The 19,391-nt window shown below is 61.5% G+C and carries 18 protein-coding genes; 9 read left to right on the top strand and 9 right to left on the bottom strand.

The features are described from left to right. The first annotated feature begins 22 nt into the window (after positions 1–22). From gcvT to ACORLH_RS17540, 4 genes are all read left to right on the top strand, one after another. Entirely contained in the window at positions 23–1,147 is a 1,125-nt protein-coding gene (gcvT, locus tag ACORLH_RS17555) for a glycine cleavage system aminomethyltransferase GcvT (RefSeq protein ID WP_321829664.1), read from the top strand. 29 nt (positions 1,148–1,176) lie between these two features. Then, entirely contained in the window at positions 1,177–1,536 is a 360-nt protein-coding gene (gene gcvH / locus ACORLH_RS17550) for a glycine cleavage system protein GcvH (RefSeq protein WP_058245035.1), read from the top strand. Positions 1,537–1,693: 157 nt separating this feature from the next. After that, the gene (gene gcvP / locus ACORLH_RS17545) at positions 1,694–4,540 is read left to right on the top strand and encodes an aminomethyl-transferring glycine dehydrogenase (protein WP_321829663.1); all 2,847 of its coding nucleotides are present in this window, start codon (positions 1,694–1,696) and stop codon (positions 4,538–4,540) included. A gap of 219 nt (positions 4,541–4,759) precedes the next feature. Beyond that, on the top strand, positions 4,760–6,199 hold the full coding sequence (locus ACORLH_RS17540) for a Hint domain-containing protein (RefSeq protein ID WP_321829662.1): 1,440 nt from the start codon (positions 4,760–4,762) through the stop codon (positions 6,197–6,199). 34 nt (positions 6,200–6,233) lie between these two features. Here the strand turns inward: ACORLH_RS17540 and ACORLH_RS17535 are convergent, their stop codons facing one another. The 3 genes from ACORLH_RS17535 to ACORLH_RS17525 all read right to left on the bottom strand — a co-directional run bounded on the left by ACORLH_RS17535 (position 6,234) and on the right by ACORLH_RS17525 (position 10,365). Then, a complete protein-coding gene (locus ACORLH_RS17535; protein ID WP_321829661.1) occupies positions 6,234–7,088 on the bottom strand; it encodes an inositol monophosphatase in 855 nt (284 codons plus the stop codon). A gap of 71 nt (positions 7,089–7,159) precedes the next feature. Next, on the bottom strand, positions 7,160–9,676 hold the full coding sequence (locus ACORLH_RS17530; RefSeq protein ID WP_321829660.1) for an ABC transporter permease: 2,517 nt from the start codon (positions 9,674–9,676) through the stop codon (positions 7,160–7,162). Continuing rightward, on the bottom strand, positions 9,673–10,365 hold the full coding sequence (locus tag ACORLH_RS17525) for an ABC transporter ATP-binding protein (RefSeq protein ID WP_321829659.1): 693 nt from the start codon (positions 10,363–10,365) through the stop codon (positions 9,673–9,675). The genes ACORLH_RS17530 and ACORLH_RS17525 overlap by 4 nt, the downstream gene beginning before the upstream one ends. Here ACORLH_RS17525 and ACORLH_RS17520 point away from each other — a divergent pair. Further along, on the top strand, positions 10,364–11,044 hold the full coding sequence (locus ACORLH_RS17520) for an arylesterase (RefSeq protein WP_321829658.1): 681 nt from the start codon (positions 10,364–10,366) through the stop codon (positions 11,042–11,044). The genes ACORLH_RS17525 and ACORLH_RS17520 overlap by 2 nt on opposite strands. 91 nt (positions 11,045–11,135) lie before the next feature. Here the strand turns inward: ACORLH_RS17520 and ACORLH_RS17515 are convergent, their stop codons facing one another. Continuing rightward, entirely contained in the window at positions 11,136–11,342 is a 207-nt protein-coding gene (locus ACORLH_RS17515) for a cold-shock protein (RefSeq protein ID WP_321829657.1), read from the bottom strand. A 223-nt stretch (positions 11,343–11,565) separates the two neighbouring features. Further along, positions 11,566–11,772: a cold-shock protein gene (locus ACORLH_RS17510; protein WP_058245028.1), complete on the bottom strand. Its 207-nt coding sequence runs from the start codon at positions 11,770–11,772 to the stop codon at positions 11,566–11,568. 234 nt (positions 11,773–12,006) lie between these two features. Here ACORLH_RS17510 and trxC point away from each other — a divergent pair, with 234 nt between their 5' ends. Next, a complete protein-coding gene (gene trxC, locus ACORLH_RS17505; protein ID WP_321829656.1) occupies positions 12,007–12,438 on the top strand; it encodes a thioredoxin TrxC in 432 nt (143 codons plus the stop codon). Between the two features lie 9 nt (positions 12,439–12,447). On the opposite strand, the gene ACORLH_RS17500 is transcribed toward trxC, so the two are convergent. Beyond that, positions 12,448–12,768 (bottom strand): antibiotic biosynthesis monooxygenase family protein, encoded by a 321-nt coding sequence (locus ACORLH_RS17500; RefSeq protein WP_321829655.1) that lies wholly within the window; start codon positions 12,766–12,768, stop codon positions 12,448–12,450. A gap of 192 nt (positions 12,769–12,960) precedes the next feature. Here ACORLH_RS17500 and ACORLH_RS17495 point away from each other — a divergent pair, with 192 nt between their 5' ends. Then, a complete protein-coding gene (locus ACORLH_RS17495) occupies positions 12,961–13,608 on the top strand; it encodes a hypothetical protein (RefSeq protein ID WP_321829654.1) in 648 nt (215 codons plus the stop codon). A gap of 45 nt (positions 13,609–13,653) precedes the next feature. Next, positions 13,654–14,136 (top strand): HugZ family protein, encoded by a 483-nt coding sequence (locus ACORLH_RS17490; protein WP_321829653.1) that lies wholly within the window; start codon positions 13,654–13,656, stop codon positions 14,134–14,136. Positions 14,137–14,146: 10 nt separating this feature from the next. On the opposite strand, the gene ACORLH_RS17485 is transcribed toward ACORLH_RS17490, so the two are convergent. From ACORLH_RS17485 to ACORLH_RS17475, 3 genes are all read right to left on the bottom strand, one after another. Then, complete coding sequence (locus ACORLH_RS17485) at positions 14,147–16,435, bottom strand: glycosyl hydrolase family 28-related protein (RefSeq protein WP_321829652.1); 2,289 nt, start codon at positions 16,433–16,435, stop codon at positions 14,147–14,149. A gap of 119 nt (positions 16,436–16,554) precedes the next feature. Next, positions 16,555–16,971: a DUF4864 domain-containing protein gene (locus tag ACORLH_RS17480; RefSeq protein ID WP_321829651.1), complete on the bottom strand. Its 417-nt coding sequence runs from the start codon at positions 16,969–16,971 to the stop codon at positions 16,555–16,557. Between the two features lie 60 nt (positions 16,972–17,031). Then, entirely contained in the window at positions 17,032–18,675 is a 1,644-nt protein-coding gene (locus ACORLH_RS17475; protein ID WP_321829650.1) for a lysine--tRNA ligase, read from the bottom strand. A 154-nt stretch (positions 18,676–18,829) separates the two neighbouring features. On the opposite strand from ACORLH_RS17475, the gene ACORLH_RS17470 reads away from it, so the two are divergent. Continuing rightward, on the top strand, positions 18,830–19,258 hold the full coding sequence (locus ACORLH_RS17470) for a tellurite resistance TerB family protein (RefSeq protein WP_058245021.1): 429 nt from the start codon (positions 18,830–18,832) through the stop codon (positions 19,256–19,258). Positions 19,259–19,391 lie beyond the last annotated feature (133 nt).

Raw genomic sequence — 19,391 nt, 5'->3', positions numbered from 1 at the left:
TGAGCGACAGCTGGGAGGCGACATGTCCGAACTGAAATCCCTCACCCTGGATGCATTGCATCGTGAACTGGGCGGCAAGATGGTGCCGTTCGCGGGCTATGAGATGCCGGTGCAATACCCCGCCGGTGTGATGAAGGAACACCTGCACACCCGCAGCCAGGCTGGTCTGTTTGACGTCTCGCACATGGGGCAGGTGATCCTGCGCGGCTCTTCCTACGAAGAGGCGGCCCTGGCGCTTGAGGCGCTGATCCCGGTGAATGTGGCAGGCCTGAAAGAGAATCGTCAGCGCTACGGGTTCTTCACCAACGATCAGGGCGGCATTCTGGACGATCTGATGTTTGCCAACCGTGGCGATCATATCTTCGTTGTGGTGAACGCCGCCTGCAAAGATCAGGACATCGCCCTGATGCAGAACGGCCTGCCCGACAGCGTTGCGGTTGAGGTGATCGAAGATCGCGCCCTCTTGGCCCTGCAAGGCCCGGCGGCTGAGGCGGCGCTGGCCGCGCTGAACCCGGCTGTGGCGGATATGAAATTCATGGATGTCGGCATCTATGATCTGAACGGTGCGGAATGCTGGATTTCGCGTTCGGGCTACACCGGCGAAGACGGCTATGAAATCTCGGTCCCGAATGACGCCGCCGAAGGTCTGGCGCGCGCGCTCCTAGCGGACGAACGGGTTCTGCCCATCGGCCTGGGCGCCCGTGACAGCCTGCGCCTTGAGGGCGGCATGTGCCTTTACGGCCACGACATTGACGAAACCACCAGCCCGGTTGAGGCCGCGCTGACTTGGGGCATCCAGAAAATCCGCCGCACCGGTGGCGACCGCGAAGGCGGCTTCCCCGGCGCCGAGCGTATTCTGGCGGAACTGGAAAACGGCGCCCCGCGCGCCCGTGTTGGCCTGAAACCCCAGACCCGCGCCCCGATGCGCGAAGGTGTTGAACTTTACGCCACCGACAACGGCGGTGAGCCGATCGGCAAAGTGACCTCGGGCGGCTTTGGTCCCTCGGTCGAGGGCCCCGTTGCGATGGGTTATGTCGCAACCGAAAACGCCGACACCGGAACAGTTCTTTATGGCGACGTACGTGGTAAACGTATGGCCGTGGAAGTTGTCGCGCTGCCCTTCGTTGCAGCGCAATTCAAACGATAATCCAGATCGATGCAGGGAAGGATCCAGACATGAAATATACCGAAGATCACGAGTGGCTGAAGGCCGACGGCAACATCATCACCGTAGGCATCACCGAACACGCCTCGACCTCGCTGGGCGATGTTGTGTTCGTTGAGCTGCCCGAAGTCGGCACCGAAGTGGAAAAAGGCGATGAGATCGTTGTGATCGAATCCGTAAAAGCAGCCTCGGACATTGTGGCCCCGGTTGACGGCGAAATCGTCGAAGTGAACGAAGCCTTGGAAGATGAGCCGGGCAAAGTGAACGAAGACCCCACCGGCGAAGCCTGGTTCTTCAAGGTGAAGGTCGAAGATGCCTCGGTCATCAACGACTACATGGACGAAGCCGCCTACAAGGCGCTGGTTGAGTAAACCAAACGTTAAGCCCGCGCAGCGCTGCTGACGGGCTGACACCTCGGGCGCTGCATGGCGCCCCTTGTACCGCGCCCCAGACGGGGAGGGGCGCGGTGCCTCCCGGCAGCGACGCTGCCGCCACAACGACCACATATCGCGCGATAAGGAGCTTGGGATGCCGTTCCAGCCAACCGACTATTTGCCCTACGATTTTGCCAACCGCCGTCACATCGGGCCTTCGCCCGAAGAAATGGCTGAGATGCTGCAAACCGTCGGTGCCGACAGCCTTGAGGCCCTGATTGATGACACCGTTCCGGCCCTGATCCGCCAGGAAGAGCCGCTGGGCTTCGGCAAGGCCCTGTCCGAACGTCAGATGCTGGCCCGGATGAAAGAGGTCGCCGGCAAGAACAAGGTTCTGACCAGCCTGATCGGCATGGGCTACCACGGCACTGTGACCCCGCCCGCCATCCAGCGCAACATCCTGGAAAACCCGGCCTGGTACACCGCCTACACCCCGTATCAGCCTGAGATTTCGCAGGGCCGCCTTGAGGCGCTGTTGAACTACCAGACGATGATTTCCGACCTCACCGGTCTGGAGATCGCCAATGCCTCGCTGCTCGATGAATCCACCGCCGCCGCCGAAGCCATGACCATGGCCGAACGTGTGTCGAAGTCGAAATCCAAAGCCTTCTTTGTCGATGAAAACTGCCACCCGCAGAACATCGCCGTGATGCAGACCCGCGCTGCACCACTGGGCATTGAGGTGATCGTTGGCGCCCCCGAAGATCTGGACGTCACCGCTGTCTTTGGCGCGATCTTCCAGTACCCCGGCACCTATGGCCACGTGCGGGACTTCACCGCCGAAATGGCCGCACTGCATGAAAACAAGGCCATCGGCATCGTGATTGCTGACCCGATGGCGCTGGTTCTGCTGAAAGAGCCGGGCGCAATGGGCGCCGACATTGCTGTGGGTTCGACCCAGCGCTTTGGTGTGCCGCTGGGCTACGGTGGCCCGCACGCCGCCTACATGGCCTGTAACGACAAGTTCAAACGTTCGATGCCCGGCCGTCTGGTCGGTGTCTCGATCGATGCCCGCGGCAACCGCGCCTACCGTCTGGCGCTGCAGACCCGCGAACAGCACATCCGCCGCGAAAAGGCGACGTCGAACGTCTGTACCGCGCAGGCCCTGCTGGCGGTGATGGCCTCGATGTATGCCGTGTTCCACGGTCCGGCCGGTCTGAAAGCCATCGCGCAGAAGATCCACCGCAAGACGGTGCGCCTGGTCAAAGGTCTGGAAGAAGCCGGTTTTGCGGTTGAGCCGAAGGACTTCTTTGACACCGTGACCGTCGAAGTTGGCCCGCTGCAGAAGGCTGTGCTGAAATCGGCCGTGGACGAAGGCATCAACCTGCGCCCTGTCGGCGACACCAAGGTTGGCATCACCATTGACGAAGCCGTTGTGCCCGCCACCATCGAAGCGGTCTGGCGTGCCTTTGGCATCGCCCGTAAGGATGACCAGCCCGGTGAATGGCGTCTGCCCGACAACGCGCTGCGCAACTCGGATATCCTGACCCACCCGATCTTCCACATGAACCGGGCCGAGACCGAGATGATGCGCTACATGCGTCGTCTGGCGGACCGCGATCTGGCACTGGACCGTGCGATGATCCCGCTGGGCTCCTGCACCATGAAGCTGAACGCGGCAGCAGAGATGATGCCGATCAGCTGGCCGGAACTGTCGGATCTGCACCCGTTTGTGCCGCTGGATCAGGCGGCGGGCTACGCTGAGATGATGTCGGATCTGTCGGACAAGCTGTGTGAGATCTGCGGCTACGATGACTTCTCGATGCAGCCGAACTCGGGCGCGCAGGGCGAATATGCCGGTCTCTTGACCATCGCCGCCTACCACCGCGCCAATGATCAGGGCCACCGTAACGTCTGCCTGATCCCGATGTCGGCCCACGGCACCAACCCGGCATCAGCCCAGATGGTGGGCTGGAAAGTGGTTCCGGTGAAATCGCTGGAAAACGGCGACATTGATCTGGACGATTTCCGCGCCAAGGCGGAACAGCACGGTGAAAACCTTGCAGGCTGCATGATCACCTACCCTTCGACCCACGGTGTGTTTGAGGAAACCGTGAAAGAGGTCTGCCAGATCACCCATGATCACGGCGGTCAGGTCTATATCGACGGCGCCAACATGAACGCGATGGTCGGCCTCAGCCGTCCGGGCGATCTGGGCGGTGACGTGAGCCACCTGAACCTGCACAAAACCTTCGCCATTCCGCATGGTGGTGGCGGCCCCGGCATGGGTCCGATCGGCGTAAAGGCACACCTGGTGCCGCATCTGCCCGGCCACCCGGAAACCGGTGGCACCGAAGGTCCTGTTTCGGCAGCGCCTTATGGCTCGGCCTCGATCCTGGCGATCTCCTGGGCTTACTGCTTGATGATGGGCGACAGCGGTCTGACGCAGGCCACCCGTGTGGCGATCCTGTCGGCGAACTACATCGCAAAACGCCTCGAAGGCGCGTTTGAGGTGCTCTACAAAGGGCCAACAGGCCGCGTGGCGCATGAATGTATCGTGGACACCCGTCCCTTTGCCGACAGCGCCAATATCACCGTGGACGACATCGCCAAACGTCTGATCGACAACGGTTTCCACGCCCCCACCATGAGCTGGCCGGTGGCCGGCACCCTGATGGTGGAGCCGACGGAATCGGAAACCAAAGCCGAGATTGACCGTTTCTGCGACGCCATGCTGTCGATCCGGGCTGAGATTGATGCGGTGGAAAAAGGGGACATTGATGCGGAAAACAACCCGCTGAAACGTGCGCCTCACACTGTTGAGGATCTGGTGGGTGAATGGAACCGCCCCTACAGCCGTGAACAGGGCTGCTACCCGGCTGGTGCCTTCCGCGTGGACAAATATTGGCCGCCGGTCAACCGCGTCGACAACGCCCATGGCGACCGCCATCTGGTCTGCACCTGCCCGCCGATGGACGACTACGCCGAAGCGGCGGAATAAGCCGCTGTTATCAAAACGGAAAGCGCCCCTACCCGGGGCGCTTTTTCTTTGGCTACTGCGCCCGCCGCGCAGCGAAATACACCCCTGAATTACGCAGGGTGTCCATGCGCAACCGGTTCAAATTTAAGCCCAATTTGAACCATATTGCCGCCTGCAAGCAGGATTATCTTAAGCCTTGAGGACGTACGCCTGTTCAGGCGCAACTTGGGGCATTTGGTTATGGCTATCGGTGAGGCAGGCTCGATTACGACGAATTCTCCAACGGAGAATGCGCCGATCACCGTCACCCTTGAGGAGCCATTGACCAATCCGGTCTTTGCCTTCACCGCCACCAACAACGGTGGCGATCAGTTCACCATCCGCCTGACCGATCAGGTGCTGGATGGCGATGGCAACACCACCTCCTTCAGCTTCATCATTGAGGAATGGGAATACCACGACGGCCCGCACCCGGCGGTGGAAACCATCAACTGGCTGGCGATTGAGGCCGGGGTGCATACCCTGCCCGATGGCCGGGTGATTGAGGCCGGAACCACCGCCACCGATGCCTCGGGCAGTTCGGCCAGTTTCAGTGGCAGCTTCACCGATCCGCCGGTGGTTCTGACCTCGGTCATGTCCAACAATGACACCACCACCGTGGACAGTGATCCGCTGAACATCACCTCCTCAGGCTTTGACCTCTCCCTGCAGGAGGAAGAGGCGCAGGCAGATGATCACGGCACCGAAACCATCGGCTGGATCGCCATTCAGGCGGGCGGTGATGGCTCTGCCGGGACAGCCAACACCTTTGGTGGGTTTGACAACAACGTTGATACCTTCGGCCTTGGCGCCACCTTCACCGATGCTGTGGTGCTGGGCGAAACACAGACCATCAACGGACCAAACCCCGCCACGGTGGTCATCGACAGCCAGAACAATTCCAGCGTCGACATGTTCCTGGAGGAAGAAGCCTCCCAGGATGATGAGCTGAACCACATCGATGAAACGCTGGGTCTCGTCGCGTTTGAGGATGGTCTGATCCCCTGTTTCACCCATGGCACTCTGATCCGCACCCAGGCCGGTGAGGAGGAGGTGCAACACCTGCAGAAAGGTCAGCTGCTGCCGCTCTGGTCCGAAGGGGCGGCGCGGGTGCGGCTGGTTCTGCAACGCCATTTGACGGCTAAGGATCTGGCGGCCTATCCCAACCTGCGTCCGGTGAAGATCACCGCCGGCGCATTGGGGCAGGGGCTGCCGAAACGCGATCTCTGGGTTTCGCCGCAGCATCGGATGCTGGTCGCCTCACCGGTGGCAAAACGGATGTTCGGCGCGGCGGAGGTGCTGGTGGCCGCGATCCGCCTTACGGAACTGCCGGGGATCTACGTGGATGAATGGGTGGATTGCATCACCTATGTGCATGTGGTGATGGATCAGCATCAGGTGATCATCGCCGAAGGCAGCCCCAGCGAAACGCTGTTCACCGGGCCTGAGGCCCTGCGCGCCATGACACCCGCCGCCCGGGAGGAGCTGTTTCAGCTGTTTCCCGATCTGGCCATCCGTCGCGGCCTGCCCGATCCCGCCCGTCCGATCCCGAAAGGCAAACAGCAAAAACGGCTGGTTGCCCGGTTGCAGAAAAACGCCAAACGGCCCTTGGATCAGAAGGTTCTGCAGCTTCAGAAATAGGCGTCTCAGGCTGTGATGCGGCTGCGCCCACGGATCACTTCAGAAAGGCCAGATGCGCCGCAACCTCCTGCCAGACCTGTTCGTTGGCCGCCGTCAGAAGGTAGCCCTTGGTGATCGCCGTGTCATAATCGCGTCCATCGATGAACCGCGCCACACCGCCGGCGTTTTGCACCGCCAAGACGCCAGCGGCATGGTCCCAGGGGGTCAACATGCCCGACAGGCAGAAATCCACCGCGCCCTGTGCCAGCAGCCGGTATTCGTGACAGGAACAGCGCAGCATGAAGGTCCGGTTAAAACTGGGCAACGCCGCCGCCATCTGCGCCTGCACCGATTTTTCCATCAGATACAGGTGGATATAGCCGGTCAGCGTGTCGAGCGTTCCACCCTTGGCGGTCTGCAGCCGCTGCGGCGCTGCCCCGTCACGGGCCAGAACGCTGGGCGCCGCATCATGGGTCACCACCCAATCATCCATCACCACATCATAGAGCAGCCCAAAGACCGGCTTGCCCCGCACCGTTGCCGCCAAAATGACGCCGAAAACCGCCAGCCCATTGGCAAAGTTCCAGGTGCCATCCACCGGATCGATGATCAGTGCCAGATCTGCCTCAGCCGCTTTGGCCCGCAGGGTGGGATCGGCGCTGGCAGCTTCCTCGCCAAGGATCATCGCCTCAGGGAAGGCTTCGCGCAGCACCGCTGCAATCCGGGCCTCCGCGGCCAGATCCGCCTCGGTAACCAGATCATCGGGTTTGGTTTTTGACCGGATGTCACCTGCTGCCAGATTGCGAAACCGCGGCAGGATTTCTGCGCGGGCCACCTCACGCACCGTGGCGATCAGCAGCTCTTGTTGATCTTGGCTCAGCGATTGGTGCTGTTTGTGGTCCTGTGACATGGCGGCCCCCTTCGACACTGTTGCCCAAGGGGTGCCACCCAGATGTGCTCAACGCAAGCCTGCGGTTGGATTTATTCCCGCGCGCGCAGGGTGTGGACCGGTTTGGTCCCCAACGCCGCCCAGGCAAAGCCGAAGCCCGCCAGCAGCGTCGCCACCACACCGCCTGCCACGATCCCAAGGGCGGAACCCCAGATCACCGTGAACTCACTCTCCATCACAAAGCGCATCACCGCCCAACCCCCGGCAATCCCGGCAAACAGCGCCACCAGCGCCGCTCCGCCGCCGAGCAGGGCCGAGCGTAGCGCGAAACTGCTCAGGATCCGGGGCCGCGACGCACCCAGCGTTTTCAGCACCGCCGCCTCATAGGCCCGTGCAGGGGCACCTGCCGCCGCCGCGCCGACCAGCACAAGGAAGCCAGTCAGCAGCGTCGCCGCCGCGCCCCAGCGGGTGGCATTGGCGATGCCCTCCATCAACACGGTCACCCGGTCGATGGCATCGCGCACCCGGATTGCGGTGATGTTGGGATAGCTGTTGGTCTGATCGCGCAGGATCGCGGCCTCGGCCCCTTCTTCGGCGTAGACCGTGGCGATGAAACTATGGGGTGCCCCGCGCAGCGCGGCCTCATTCATTGCCAGCACAAACCCCATCCCTGCGGTGGAAAAATCCACTTCCCGGAAGGAGGTGATGGTGCCGGTGATGTCACGGCCCAGAATGTTGATGGTCATGCTGTCACCCAGGCGCAGGCCCATCTCTTCGGCCTCTTCCGCGGCAAAGCTGATCTGCGGCGCGCCGTCATAGCCCTCTCCCCACCATTCGCCCGCCGTGATGCGGGTGGTTGCGGGCAGGGCGTCGGCATAGGTGACACCACGATCGCCGGTGACAACCCAGTGATCGCCCGCCACCTCAGTCGCCGGTCGGTCGTTGATCTGGGTGATCACCCCACGCAGCATCGGCGCATGTTCGGTGCGGCTGACCGCATCATCGGTGGTCAGACGGTCCAGAAACCCGTCAATCTGATCGCGCTGAATGTCGACAAAGAAGAACGACGGCGCCTTGCCCGGCAGATCCTGCGCGATGGCGTTTCTGAGGTTGCCGTCAATCTGTCCAACAGCGGCCAGAACGGTCAGCCCCAGCCCCAGCGACAGCACCACCGGCGTGGCCTCATCGCGCGCGCTGCCGATCGCCGCCACCGCCCATCGCAGGGCCGGGTGGCCCCGGGTCCAGGGCGCAACCCGCCGGGCCAGCGCCCTGAGGGCCAGCGCTGCAATCGCCAGGATCACGAGGGACAGAACCACACCGCCAGCGGTCCAAAGTGTTAGTGTTACCGTGCCGGAAAAGGCCACCGCCACCGCCACCAGCGCCGCCACCAGCAGCAGGGTGATCGCCACGAAGGGCAGGGGCGGCAGCAGTTTGGCACCCGCCATCGCATCGCGGAAAAGGGTGGCGGCACGCACTTCACCGGTGCGCGCCAAGGGCCAGAGGGTGAAGATCAGCGCGGTCAATGCGCCGTAGATCGCCGCCTCAATCAGTGGCGCCGGATAAAGGCCAAAGGCCGCCGGCACAGGCAATTGCGCCGCAATCACCGGGCCCAGCAGAACCGGCACCAGCCCGCCCAGCAGCAGGCCCAGAGTGATCCCGACCAGCGACAGGACACCGATTTGGATGAAATAGACCTGAAACACCGTGCGGCGATCCGCACCAAGGCTGCGCAGCGTGGCAATGACGCTGGTCTTGCCCGCCAGATAGGCGCGCACCGCAGCCGAAACCCCAACACCGCCAACCGCCAGACCGGAGAGGCCAACAAGGATCAGAAAGGCCCCCAGCCGTTCGACAAAGGTGGCAATCCCCGGCGCACCATTGCGGGCATCGCGCCAGCGCAGGCCCGAATTGGCAAAGAGATCCTGCGCCTCTTGTTTCAGCGGCTCCAGCTGGTGCCCCTCGGGCAGCAGCAACCGGTATTTTGAGGAAAATAGGCTGCCCGGCGCCAGCAAGCCCGAGTTTTCCAGCGCCTCTCGCGTCACCAAGGTGCGCGGGCCAAGGGCAAAACCATCCCCGGCGCTGTCGGGTTCATTGGTCAGGGCCGCCATCAGCACAAAATCCTGCGTGCCCAGGCGGAAGGTCTCACCGGGCGACAGCTCCATCTGATCGATCAGCAGCGGATCCAGTACCGCACCGGGCAGGCCATCCTGCCCCGCCAGTGCCTGATCCAGCGGCAGGGCCGGGTCCAGCGCCACCTGACCGACCAGCGGATAGGCATCATCAACCGCCTTCACCTGCGTCAGCGCCCGCACATCCCCGCGCACCGCCATCGAGCGGAAGTCAGCCACCTCAGAAACGGCCACCGCGGTCTGCTCCATCCAGCGCCTCTCGGCGTCATCGGCAAACCGATAGGTAAACTCCATCTCCGCATCGCCACCAAGGAGTGCGGCCCCTTCATTGGCAAGGCCAGCCTCAATGCCGGATCTGACCGATCCGACCCCGGCAATGGCGGCCACACCCAGCACAAGGCAGGCCAGAAAAATGCGGAAACCGCGCAGCCCGCCGCGCAGTTCCCGCCGGGCCAGTCGGGCCGAAAGCGCCAGACTCATGCCGCTGCCCCTGTGGCTGCTTGATCAACGCGGCCGTCGCGCAGCCGCACCACGCGGTCGCAGCGTTCGGCCAGTTCACGGGAATGGGTGACCAGCACCAGGGTGGAACCATGCCGGTCACGCAGCCCAAACAACAGATCAATGATCGCCGCGCCATTGGCGCCGTCCAGATTGCCGGTCGGCTCATCCGCCAGCAGGATCTTGGGGCGCGGGGCGGCGGCGCGGGCCAGTGCCACGCGCTGCTGTTCGCCGCCAGACATCTGCGAGGGGTAGTGATCGGCGCGCGCTTCCAGCCCGACGGCCTGCAACTCTTCCATAGCGCGGTCAAAGGCATCGCGGTGGCCTGCCAGCTCCAGCGGGGTGGCGACGTTTTCCAGGGCGGTCATGGTGGGGATCAGATGGAAGGACTGAAACACAATCCCCATACTATCGCGGCGGAACCGGGCCAGCTGATCCTCATTCATCGTGGTCAGCTCCTGCCCCAGCGCGGTGACGGAGCCGGTGGTGGCCTGTTCCAGCCCGCCCATCAGCATCAGCAGCGAAGATTTGCCGGAACCCGAGGGACCGATCAGCCCCAGGCTCTCGCCGCTCTGGACATCCAGTGAAATGCCGTGGAGGATTTCGATGCGCCCGGCGTTGCCATCCAGCGAAAGCGTCACATCTGTAAGGGAAAGAACCGGAGTCACCATGTCTATCAGCCTGTTTATTCGTGTGTTTCTGTCATATGGGGCGGCGATTTTGAGGGGCAAGACCCTGCTGCTGCCGCTTTTTCTGCTGGCAGCCCCCGTCGGCGCAGAACCGCTGAGGCTGTTGGCCTTTGGCGACAGTTTGACCCAAGGCTACGGGCTGGCGCAGGGCGATGGCTTTGTCCCCCAGCTGGAGGCCTGGCTGCGTGATCAGGGCCAAGACGTCAGTGTGACCAACGCCGGGGTCTCGGGCGACACCACTGCCGGCGGCCTAGCGCGCATTGACTGGACCCTGGCCGAACCGTTTGATGCGATGATCCTCGCCCTTGGCGGCAATGACCTGCTGCGCGGCACCGCGCCGGAGGTCACGCGGGCCAATATCGATGGCATTTTGCAAGTGGTGACAGCCAGGGACATGGATGTGCTGCTGGTCGGCATGGCGGCGCCGAAAAACTATGGCCCTGAGTTTGAAGCAGCCTTCAACGGCATTTGGCCGGATCTGTCGGCGCAATATGGCGCACTATACGTGCCGTCGTTCTTTGACGGGCTGCCCAGTGATGACCCCGCAGCACTGGGGCAATACATGCAGTCCGACGGCATTCACCCGAACGCCGAAGGTGTGGCGCTGATCGTTGCCGGGCTGGGGCCGCAGGTGCTGCAGCTGCTGGCAGGGGCACAGTAAGCAGAGCGGCAAAGTAACAAATTGGCAACAAAAAACGGGCCGCTACGGCCCGTTTCGATCTGCTTAACGCTTTATCAGCTGTGTCGCGGGCTTAGGCCAGCGCGATGTTCACGGCCGATTCGCGACCGTCACGGCCTGCTTCCAGGTCGAAGGTCACCTTCTGGTTGTCGGCCAGACCGGTCAGGCCCGAACGCTCAACAGCCGAGATATGTACAAACACATCTTTGCCGCCGTTTTCGGGTGCGATAAAGCCGTAGCCTTTGGTGGTGTTGAACCATTTTACGGTGCCGTTGGCCATTCCGTAGTCTCCTAATATGTGCTGCCCGCGGAGGTGCGGCAGCCTGGCAGGTCATCAGCAAGATCGAAAAACTGAGCCGTATAATAGGAGCAGAGGTCGAAAGCGTGTAACGTAGCCCCTCAGATATGGGCCGGTTCCCCCCACAAGGCAAGTTACCATTCAAAAAAATAACGGGCCCAGAGGGCCCGTCGATGTCATAAATGTACAAAAAACTGTCGGCGGTTTAGACCAGTGACAGGTTCACCGCCAGTTCGCGACCGTCGCGACCTGCTTCCAGATCGAAGGTCACCTTCTGGTTGTCAGCCAGGCCGGTCAGGCCCGAACGTTCCACAGCCGAGATATGCACAAACACATCTTTGCCGCCGTTTTCGGGCGCGATGAAGCCATAGCCTTTGGTGGTGTTGAACCATTTTACGGTGCCGTTGGCCATTCCGTAGTCTCCTAAAATAGTGGCTGCTCCGCTTACTGAAACAGCTTGGTGTCTCTATCGCTGACCTTGGGCTTAGGGCCGTAAACCGTGCTGCGACCAACGAAAGAAATTAACGAACACGCTGACTATGGGTAGAATTACGGTATCGGGCAAGCCTGTTGATGGATTTGCCAGCTCTTGTGGTTTTGCTGTGACATCCTATATCGCGGCACGCAGATGAAAACGGAGGCTGCGATGGCTGGCAAGAAACTGACCTGTCTGGACTGCGGACAGGTAAACCGGGTGCCGGTGGACCGGCTGAGCGCCGGGCCGAAATGCGGCACCTGCGGCACTAAGCTGTTTGCGCAGAAACCCGTGGAGGTAGATCTGGCCACGCTGCAAAAGGCGGCGCGCAATGATGAGGTGCCGCTGGTGGTGGATTTCTGGGCACCCTGGTGCGGCCCCTGCCGTCAGATGGCGCCGCAGTTTGCACAGGCCGTGCAGCCGCTGTCGGGCCGCGCCCGGCTGGTCAAGCTGAACACCGAAGCCCATCCCAAAGCCTCGCAGCGCTACGGCATCCGCGGCATCCCGATGCTGGCGGCCTTCCAAGGCGGCAAGGAAAAAGCCCGCAAAGCCGGGGCGATGCCAACGCCGGCGATTGTGCAATGGGTGCAGGGCGCGCTCTGACCGACGGGGTCAGCCGTAGGAATGCGCCACGTCATACATCACCGGTTCAAAACTTTTGCACAGCCCGGCAATGACCCGGTTGCGTTTGCGCATCTCATCGGTGCGCAGCATCGCCTGGAAGTCTTCGCGCCGTTGCCATTGCGAATAATTGGCGATCCGGGTCTGGGCATCATTCACATGCAGGCCTGCTGCGATGAAACCGGGCTGTTTTGAGATGAAGTGTTCATAGGCATCCTGAAGTGCTTCGAGCAGATCGTGGCAGGTGCCTGGCGTCATTTCAAAGGTCGTGATGACCGTCTGAAAATCGCTGGATTGCGAGATCTTAGGCATGAGAACCTCCTCCTAATAGGATCAGCCTAGGCGCTGGACCCCTGAATCCGCAACGTTCATCCACGCTTATTTTGATCTGAGCGCTGAGGGATGGTGCGCGCAATGGGCCCGCATTCATGCCGTGTTAATCAGGGTTAACCCCCTGTTTACCGCTTTCGGTCAAGCTTGCCGGGCTTCTTTCGTGGATGTCCCATGCGCTGCCTCATATGCCTCTTCTTGCTGATCCACTGCCCTGCCGCCGCCTTGGCGGGGGCGTGGCTGCTTGAGCAAGGCACAGGGTTTTCATCCCTGTCGTTTTACGCATCCGAACCCTTTGATGAGGAAAGCTATTACACCGGCCTTTATCTGGAATACGGGCTGCGGCCCAATCTGACCGTTGGCTTTGATCTGGGGCGCGGGGTGACCGGACAGGGCAAAACCATCGCTTTTGCCCGCCTGCCGATCAAGGCGCAGGGGCAGGACCGGTTGGCGTTTGAACTGGGGTTGGGGCGGATCGCGGGTCAGCAGGTGCTGCGCCCGGGCCTAGCCTATGGCCGCGGATTTGACACGCGCTGGGGCGGCGGCTGGTTGGCCTTGGACAGCTTTGTTGAATTTGACCTCGGTGACCGGCAGGTCGACGTGAAATCGGACCTGACCCTTGGCGTGACATTGAACAGTGGCCGCCGGTGGATGCTGCAACTGCAGGCCGGTCGCGCCGCCGATGAGCCTGAGTTCCTGCGTATCGTCCCCTCCACCACTTATGAAATCCGCCCCGGGTGGCAGCTGGAGCTGGGCCTGTCCAAAGCGCTGACCGGGGCGCAGGAAAGTGGTGTGAAACTTGGCCTCTGGCGGGCGTTTTAGACCACGCGGCTTGTCATTTCGCGATCTCAGGTCTACATCGCGATCATGCCTGATTTAGTTCAAAACACCGATGATGAGGCCCGCGCGCTGGCGCGTGGGTTGATCGATGAAGCGCGCTATGGCGCCCTTGCCGTGAATGAGGCCGGCACCGGCCTGCCGATGGTGACCCGCGTCGCGATGGGCACCACCCCCGAAGGGGCACCTGTGACGCTGGTGTCAAACCTGTCGCATCACACCCGCGCCCTGAAAGAGGATCCGCGCTGTTCGCTTCTGGTGGGGGAACCCGGTGACAAGGGCGATCCGCTGACCCACCCGCGGCTGACGCTGATGGCCAAGGTGCGCTTTGTGAACCCCGGTGACAGCGAACGCGACGCTCTGGCAGCCCACTATCTGGCCAGCCATCCAAAATCGAAACTCTACATCGATTTCCCCGACTTTTGTTTTGCCATCTTTGAGGTGGACAAAGCCTATATGAACGGCGGCTTTGCCCGCGCTTATGAGCTGACGCCTGAGGATCTGGGCCTCTGACCCAGCGCCGCTAGTTGTTGTCGATCCGCGCCAGAACGGTCACGCTGCCCACGGTGTTTTCTGAAAACCGCAGCGTGATCCGATCACGGTTTGTGCCCTGCTCGGTCGAGACATAGGGGAAATCGTAATTGGCCACATTGGCGGCATTGGCAATCTTGCCGCGGGCCACCACGGAATCCACGTTCTGGGCATAACCGCCAAAAGGCAGCGGCCCGGAACAATCCACCGTCCAGACATTATCCAGCGCGTTTTGGTCATGGCTGATCCGCGCCGGATTTTCGATCCCTTGGGTGATCGACTGGAAACTGTTGCCCTGCACCAGCACGTTGCGGATGCGGCTGTAGTCCAGATCGGCAAAGGTTGTGTCGACCAGATCCACCCGGTCCAGATTGCCATGGATGGCGCGGAACATATTGCCGGCGATGGTCAGCCCGTTGATGAAATGCCCCGGACCATGCGGCTTGATCACAATGAAGCGTGACCAGGGGGCGGAGCCGATCGACTGAAAGATATTGTCAGTGATGTTGAGCGCTGAGAAGGAAAACTCAGAGGCAAAATCGGGTTCCGGATCATGTTCATTGCTCCACTCAATGGAACAGTTGTCGACGTAGTTGCCATTGATCGTGGCGCGGTTCTGTGTCGCCGTCAGCACCAGCCCGGCCACCCGCACGCCATCGGGTTCATTGTCACCCAGAAACCAATGGTTGCCGGTGATGATGGAGGAGGTGCCCCCCAGAACGGCAAAGTGGCGGAACTGAGTGATCCGGTTGTCGCGGATCTTCACGTCATTGGCATTGGCGTTCACCGCAACGGTGCTGCGGTCCTGAACCCGCAGGTTGCCCTCATTTGACAGGAACTGGCAGCGGTCAATCAGCATCCCCTGACAGCCATCCCCGGGTGAGGTGATGGCGCGGTCCTTGGGGGTGGTGAAGAAACAGTCCTTCACATGAAAGATCAGCCCGGCCGGGGCCATCAGCACCGCACTGGCGCGGCCGTTGCACAGAAACTCAATATCCGACATGGAGAATTTCGAGAGCTTCTGGAAGCCGCTGAAATCCATCACATATTTGAACCGGGTGAAGGTGTAATTCTGCCGCCCCACCGCATCATAGAGCGGCGCAGACAGGGTGATGACGCGCGTTGCTTCATTCTTTTCGCGCACATAGACCTCACGGCCGACACCGGCACCGGTGATCAGCGCCCCGACGGGGATATTGGCGATATTGTCGACATCGGTCAGCTGCCAGTGGTTGGATGTCGCGTAGCTCGCGGCCGAGGTCACCTGTTCCGTGTCCCAATCGCTGGAGTTTTCCACGTAGAACATGCCGTTGCGGATATGGCGGCGTTGGGCATATTCGGTGCGGTTCGGCACCGCCGCTGCCATGTCAATCGGAGCCGAGATGTTGATGCGGCGCCCGCCCAGATCCAGCCCTTCGTGATCGGCATTGTTCAAGAGCGACTGAAACGCCTTCTTGAAGGCCAGGACCTCATCCCCGAAGGCGTTGATATAGGTCGGCAGATCAAAGCTTTTGGTCAGCGACAGGATGGCGTCATCGGGCATGCTCAGCGTGCCTTCAAACTCCACCGGGTTTTCCAGCGTTACCGAGGAGGCCAGCCGATACGTCCCGGCTGAGATCAGCACCCGACGGCCATTGGCCGCCGCATCCGCGGCCAGAAAGGCGGCGCTGTCATCACTTGTGCCATCGCCCAACGCGCCATAGTCGCGCACATCGACCCAGTTCATCATGTCCCGGTGGAAGGCGGCGGTGATATCCTCAATCACCAGATCATCAATGCGCACCACGCCGCCATTGCCGCCGGTCAGGTCCAGCCCGAAATGGCCGTAGATCGCGCCATCGCCCCAGACCATATCCACGCCTGTGCGCGCGCCGGTGCCGACGATGGCGCTGACCGTGACCACCTCACCATAAAGGCTGAGGTTGGTTGTGGGGCCGGCCTCTACCAGACCGCCGACGTTGCTGTCACTGGCATTGCCCGCCCACCCCGCGATCCGCACCGAGGGCAGGTTGCCACTGATCGCTTTGACCCGCGCGGTGATGCGCAGGTAGCACCCGGGCAGCAAGGGCGTCTGTCCCATGTAGCGCAGCCGCTGTGTGCTGTTGGTTTTGACCATCTCAAGGCAGCCGCCAAAATCTGCATCCGCCGGCACCAAGGCCGCGTTGGCGGCACCGTCATAGCTGGCCGATCCCGCCGTGCCGTCGCCGCTGGACCATTGTGCCAGCCCCGCCGCAAAGGCCGGGGGCATAAAGGTGAGACCGTCGGTGATTGCCTTGTTCATCGCTGTGCCCTTTCCCAGAAACGTCCCGCACTGCGGGCCTGTTGAAGGCTAGGGATAGGGGCACAAGGTTAATGCACGCTTGGACCACCGTGACGGTGGGTGGCGGACCAGTGGGGGCGTCAGACGCCCGTGTCCATCGCCGGACGCAGGAAGACGCCATCGATACGCCAGCCCTGATCGGTTTCCACCATCAGATAGTCCAGCTGGTGGCGTTTGCCGGATTTGTCCTGCACCTCAATGCGTTGCACCGCACCGCCCTCCTGTTCCTGATGGTCCAGAAAGGCCAAGGCCGTGGGGCGCCAGACCATCGGATAGCCCCGCTGCACCATCGTGCCGAAGTTCTGCGAGCTGCCAAACAGCCGGCGGATGTTGGGGCTGGCAAAACTGAAAGCCGTGGCGAAATCATCGGCCTGAAACGCGGCGATCTGGTTTCGGATCACCTGTTCCACCGCCGAACGCTCCGCAAGGGCGGCGCGGGGCAGGGACAGCAGCAAAGGCAGCATCAGGGCAAGGGCTAGGGTCGGGATCAAACGCATGGCGGGCCTCCTGACACTCAGGTAGGCCCGCCAAAGTTTCCGTCAAATTTTAGGGGTGCCTTACGACAGCTCGCCGTTCAGCCCCTGTTCGATCAGCGCCACAGTTTCCGCCGCACCGTAGAGCGCTGCGAAGGAGCCAAAGCGCGGACCTTGGGATTGACCCAGCAGCACTTCATAAAGCGCCTTGAACCAGTCCCGCAGGTTTTCAAAACCGTGGTTCTTGCCCACTGCAAAGACCACCGACTGCAGGAAATCCCCATCGGTGAAATCGGCCTCAGGCAGCGGATCGTCGTTGCCCATCATGGCGTTTTTCTTGGCGATCTGTTCCAGCGCAACATCTGCCGAGGCAAAGGCCGCTTTCAGATCTTCCAATGCAGCGCGTTCCTGATCGGTCGGGGTGCGGAACACCTTCTCAGGCTTCACGAAGTCGTTGTAGTAACGCACCGCATAGCCCGCCGCCGCATCCATCTGCGGGTTGGCTTCGGGGGAGGCCTCAGGCGCATAACGCTGGATGAAGCCCCAAAGCTGCGCCTTGTCATCCGCACCGGCCACCGAGGCGAGGTTCAGAAGCATAGAGAAGGGCACCACCATGTCCGAGGCAGGCACGTCACCGGAATGGATATGCCAGACCGGGTTGTTCAGCTGCGCCTTCACATCCTGGCCGGGATAGGCGCGCAGCTGCTGGTGATATTCGTCCATCGCCTTGGGGATCACGTCAAAATGCATCCGCTTGGCGGTTTTGGGCTTTTGATACATGAAATAGGCCAGGCTCTCGGTCGGGGCGTAGGTCAGCCACTCATCGATCGAGATGCCGTTGCCCGAGGTTTTTGAGATCTTCTGCCCATTGGCATCCAGGAACAGCTCATAGGTGAAGTGTTCCGGCGCGCGCTGGCCCAGCACACGGCAGATGCCGTCATAGATCGGCGTGTTGGTCGAGTGGTCTTTGCCGTACATCTCAAAGTCTACACCCAGCGCGGCCCAGCGGGCGCCAAAGTCGGGCTTCCACTGCAGCTTCACATTGCCGCCGGTGACCGGCACGGTCCATTCTTTGCCATCCTCATCATCAAAGGTGATGGTGTAGGTCTCGGCACAGACCTTTTTCATCGGCACGTAGAGAACACGGCCGGTTTCCGGGTGGATCGGCAGGAAGATCGAATAGGTCTGACGACGCTCTTCGCGCAGGGATTTCAGCATGATGGCCATGACGTCATCATATTTCTCAACGGCGCGCTTCAGCACCTCATCGAACTGACCGGATTCGTAGAACTCCTTGGCCGAGTAGAAGTCATACTCAAAGCCAAAGGTATCCAGGAACCGGCGCAGCATGGCGTTGTTGTGATGGCCAAAGCTCTCATATTCACCAAAGGGATCCGGCACCGAGGTCAGCGGCTTTTGCAGATGCTCATGCAGGCTCTCGGCGTTCGGGACATTGCCCGGCACCTTGCGCATGCCGTCCAGATCGTCGGAGAAACAGATCAGCTTGGTCGGGATGTCGCTGATCACCTCAAAGGCGCGTTTGATCATGGTGGTCCGGGCGACCTCGCCAAAGGTGCCGATATGCGGCAGGCCCGAGGGGCCATAGCCGGTCTCAAACAGCACATAACCCTTCTCAGGTTTGCCCTTTGCATAACGCTTTACCAGCTTCCGGGCTTCCTCAAAGGGCCAGGCTTTGGATTTCATTGCGGCGTCACGCAGTTCAGACATCTGCTGTCTCCATAGATAAACGGTCCGCCCGCGCCCCATGCGCGGCAGACCGCCGCTTCCTATTGCGGCAGAGCGCATCAGTCAATATTCTGCAATTGCGAAGAGATCCTTTAGCGCCTCGCTAGCCCCCTGACAGCCCCAGAAAGGCCCGCATATGACCCGCGAACAACCCCCTCATCCGCTCAGCCCGCAGGACTGTCTGGTTGCGATCATGGTCGCAATCTCGGCGGCGGATGCAAATATGCGTACCGCTGAGCTGGTGAAGATCCAAAACGCCGTGAACCACCTGCCGATTTTCGGGTCCTATGACATCGACCGGATCGGGGATGTATCGCGCATCGTGTTTGAGCTGTTCTCGGAAGAGGAAGGTCTGGATGCCCTCTTTGGCCTGATCCGCGACAACCTGCCGGAACACCTGTTTGAAACCGCCTACGCGCTGGCCTGTGACGTGGCCGCGGCGGATGGCAACATCCCCGAGTCCGAGCTGCGCCTGCTGGAAGAAATCCGCCATGAGTTGAACATCGACCGCCTGCACGCCGCCGCCATCGAACGCGGCGCCCGCGCCCGCCACATCGCCGGGTGACCGGGGGGCGCCTGCGCGTTTTTGAGTTCAAGAAATCCCGCTCACGCTGAGCGGGGTTTTGTTTTGGGTGGTGGGAGTGGTGCCGGTGGGTAAAACCTCAATTCTGCAATGTGAAAGAGCGGTCCTCGGCATC

Source organism: Thalassovita sp., assembly GCF_963691685.1.
Taxonomy (GTDB): domain Bacteria; phylum Pseudomonadota; class Alphaproteobacteria; order Rhodobacterales; family Rhodobacteraceae; genus Thalassobius.
Note: the sequence above shows the minus strand (reverse complement) of the source record. Positions and strands in the feature narration are given on the sequence as shown.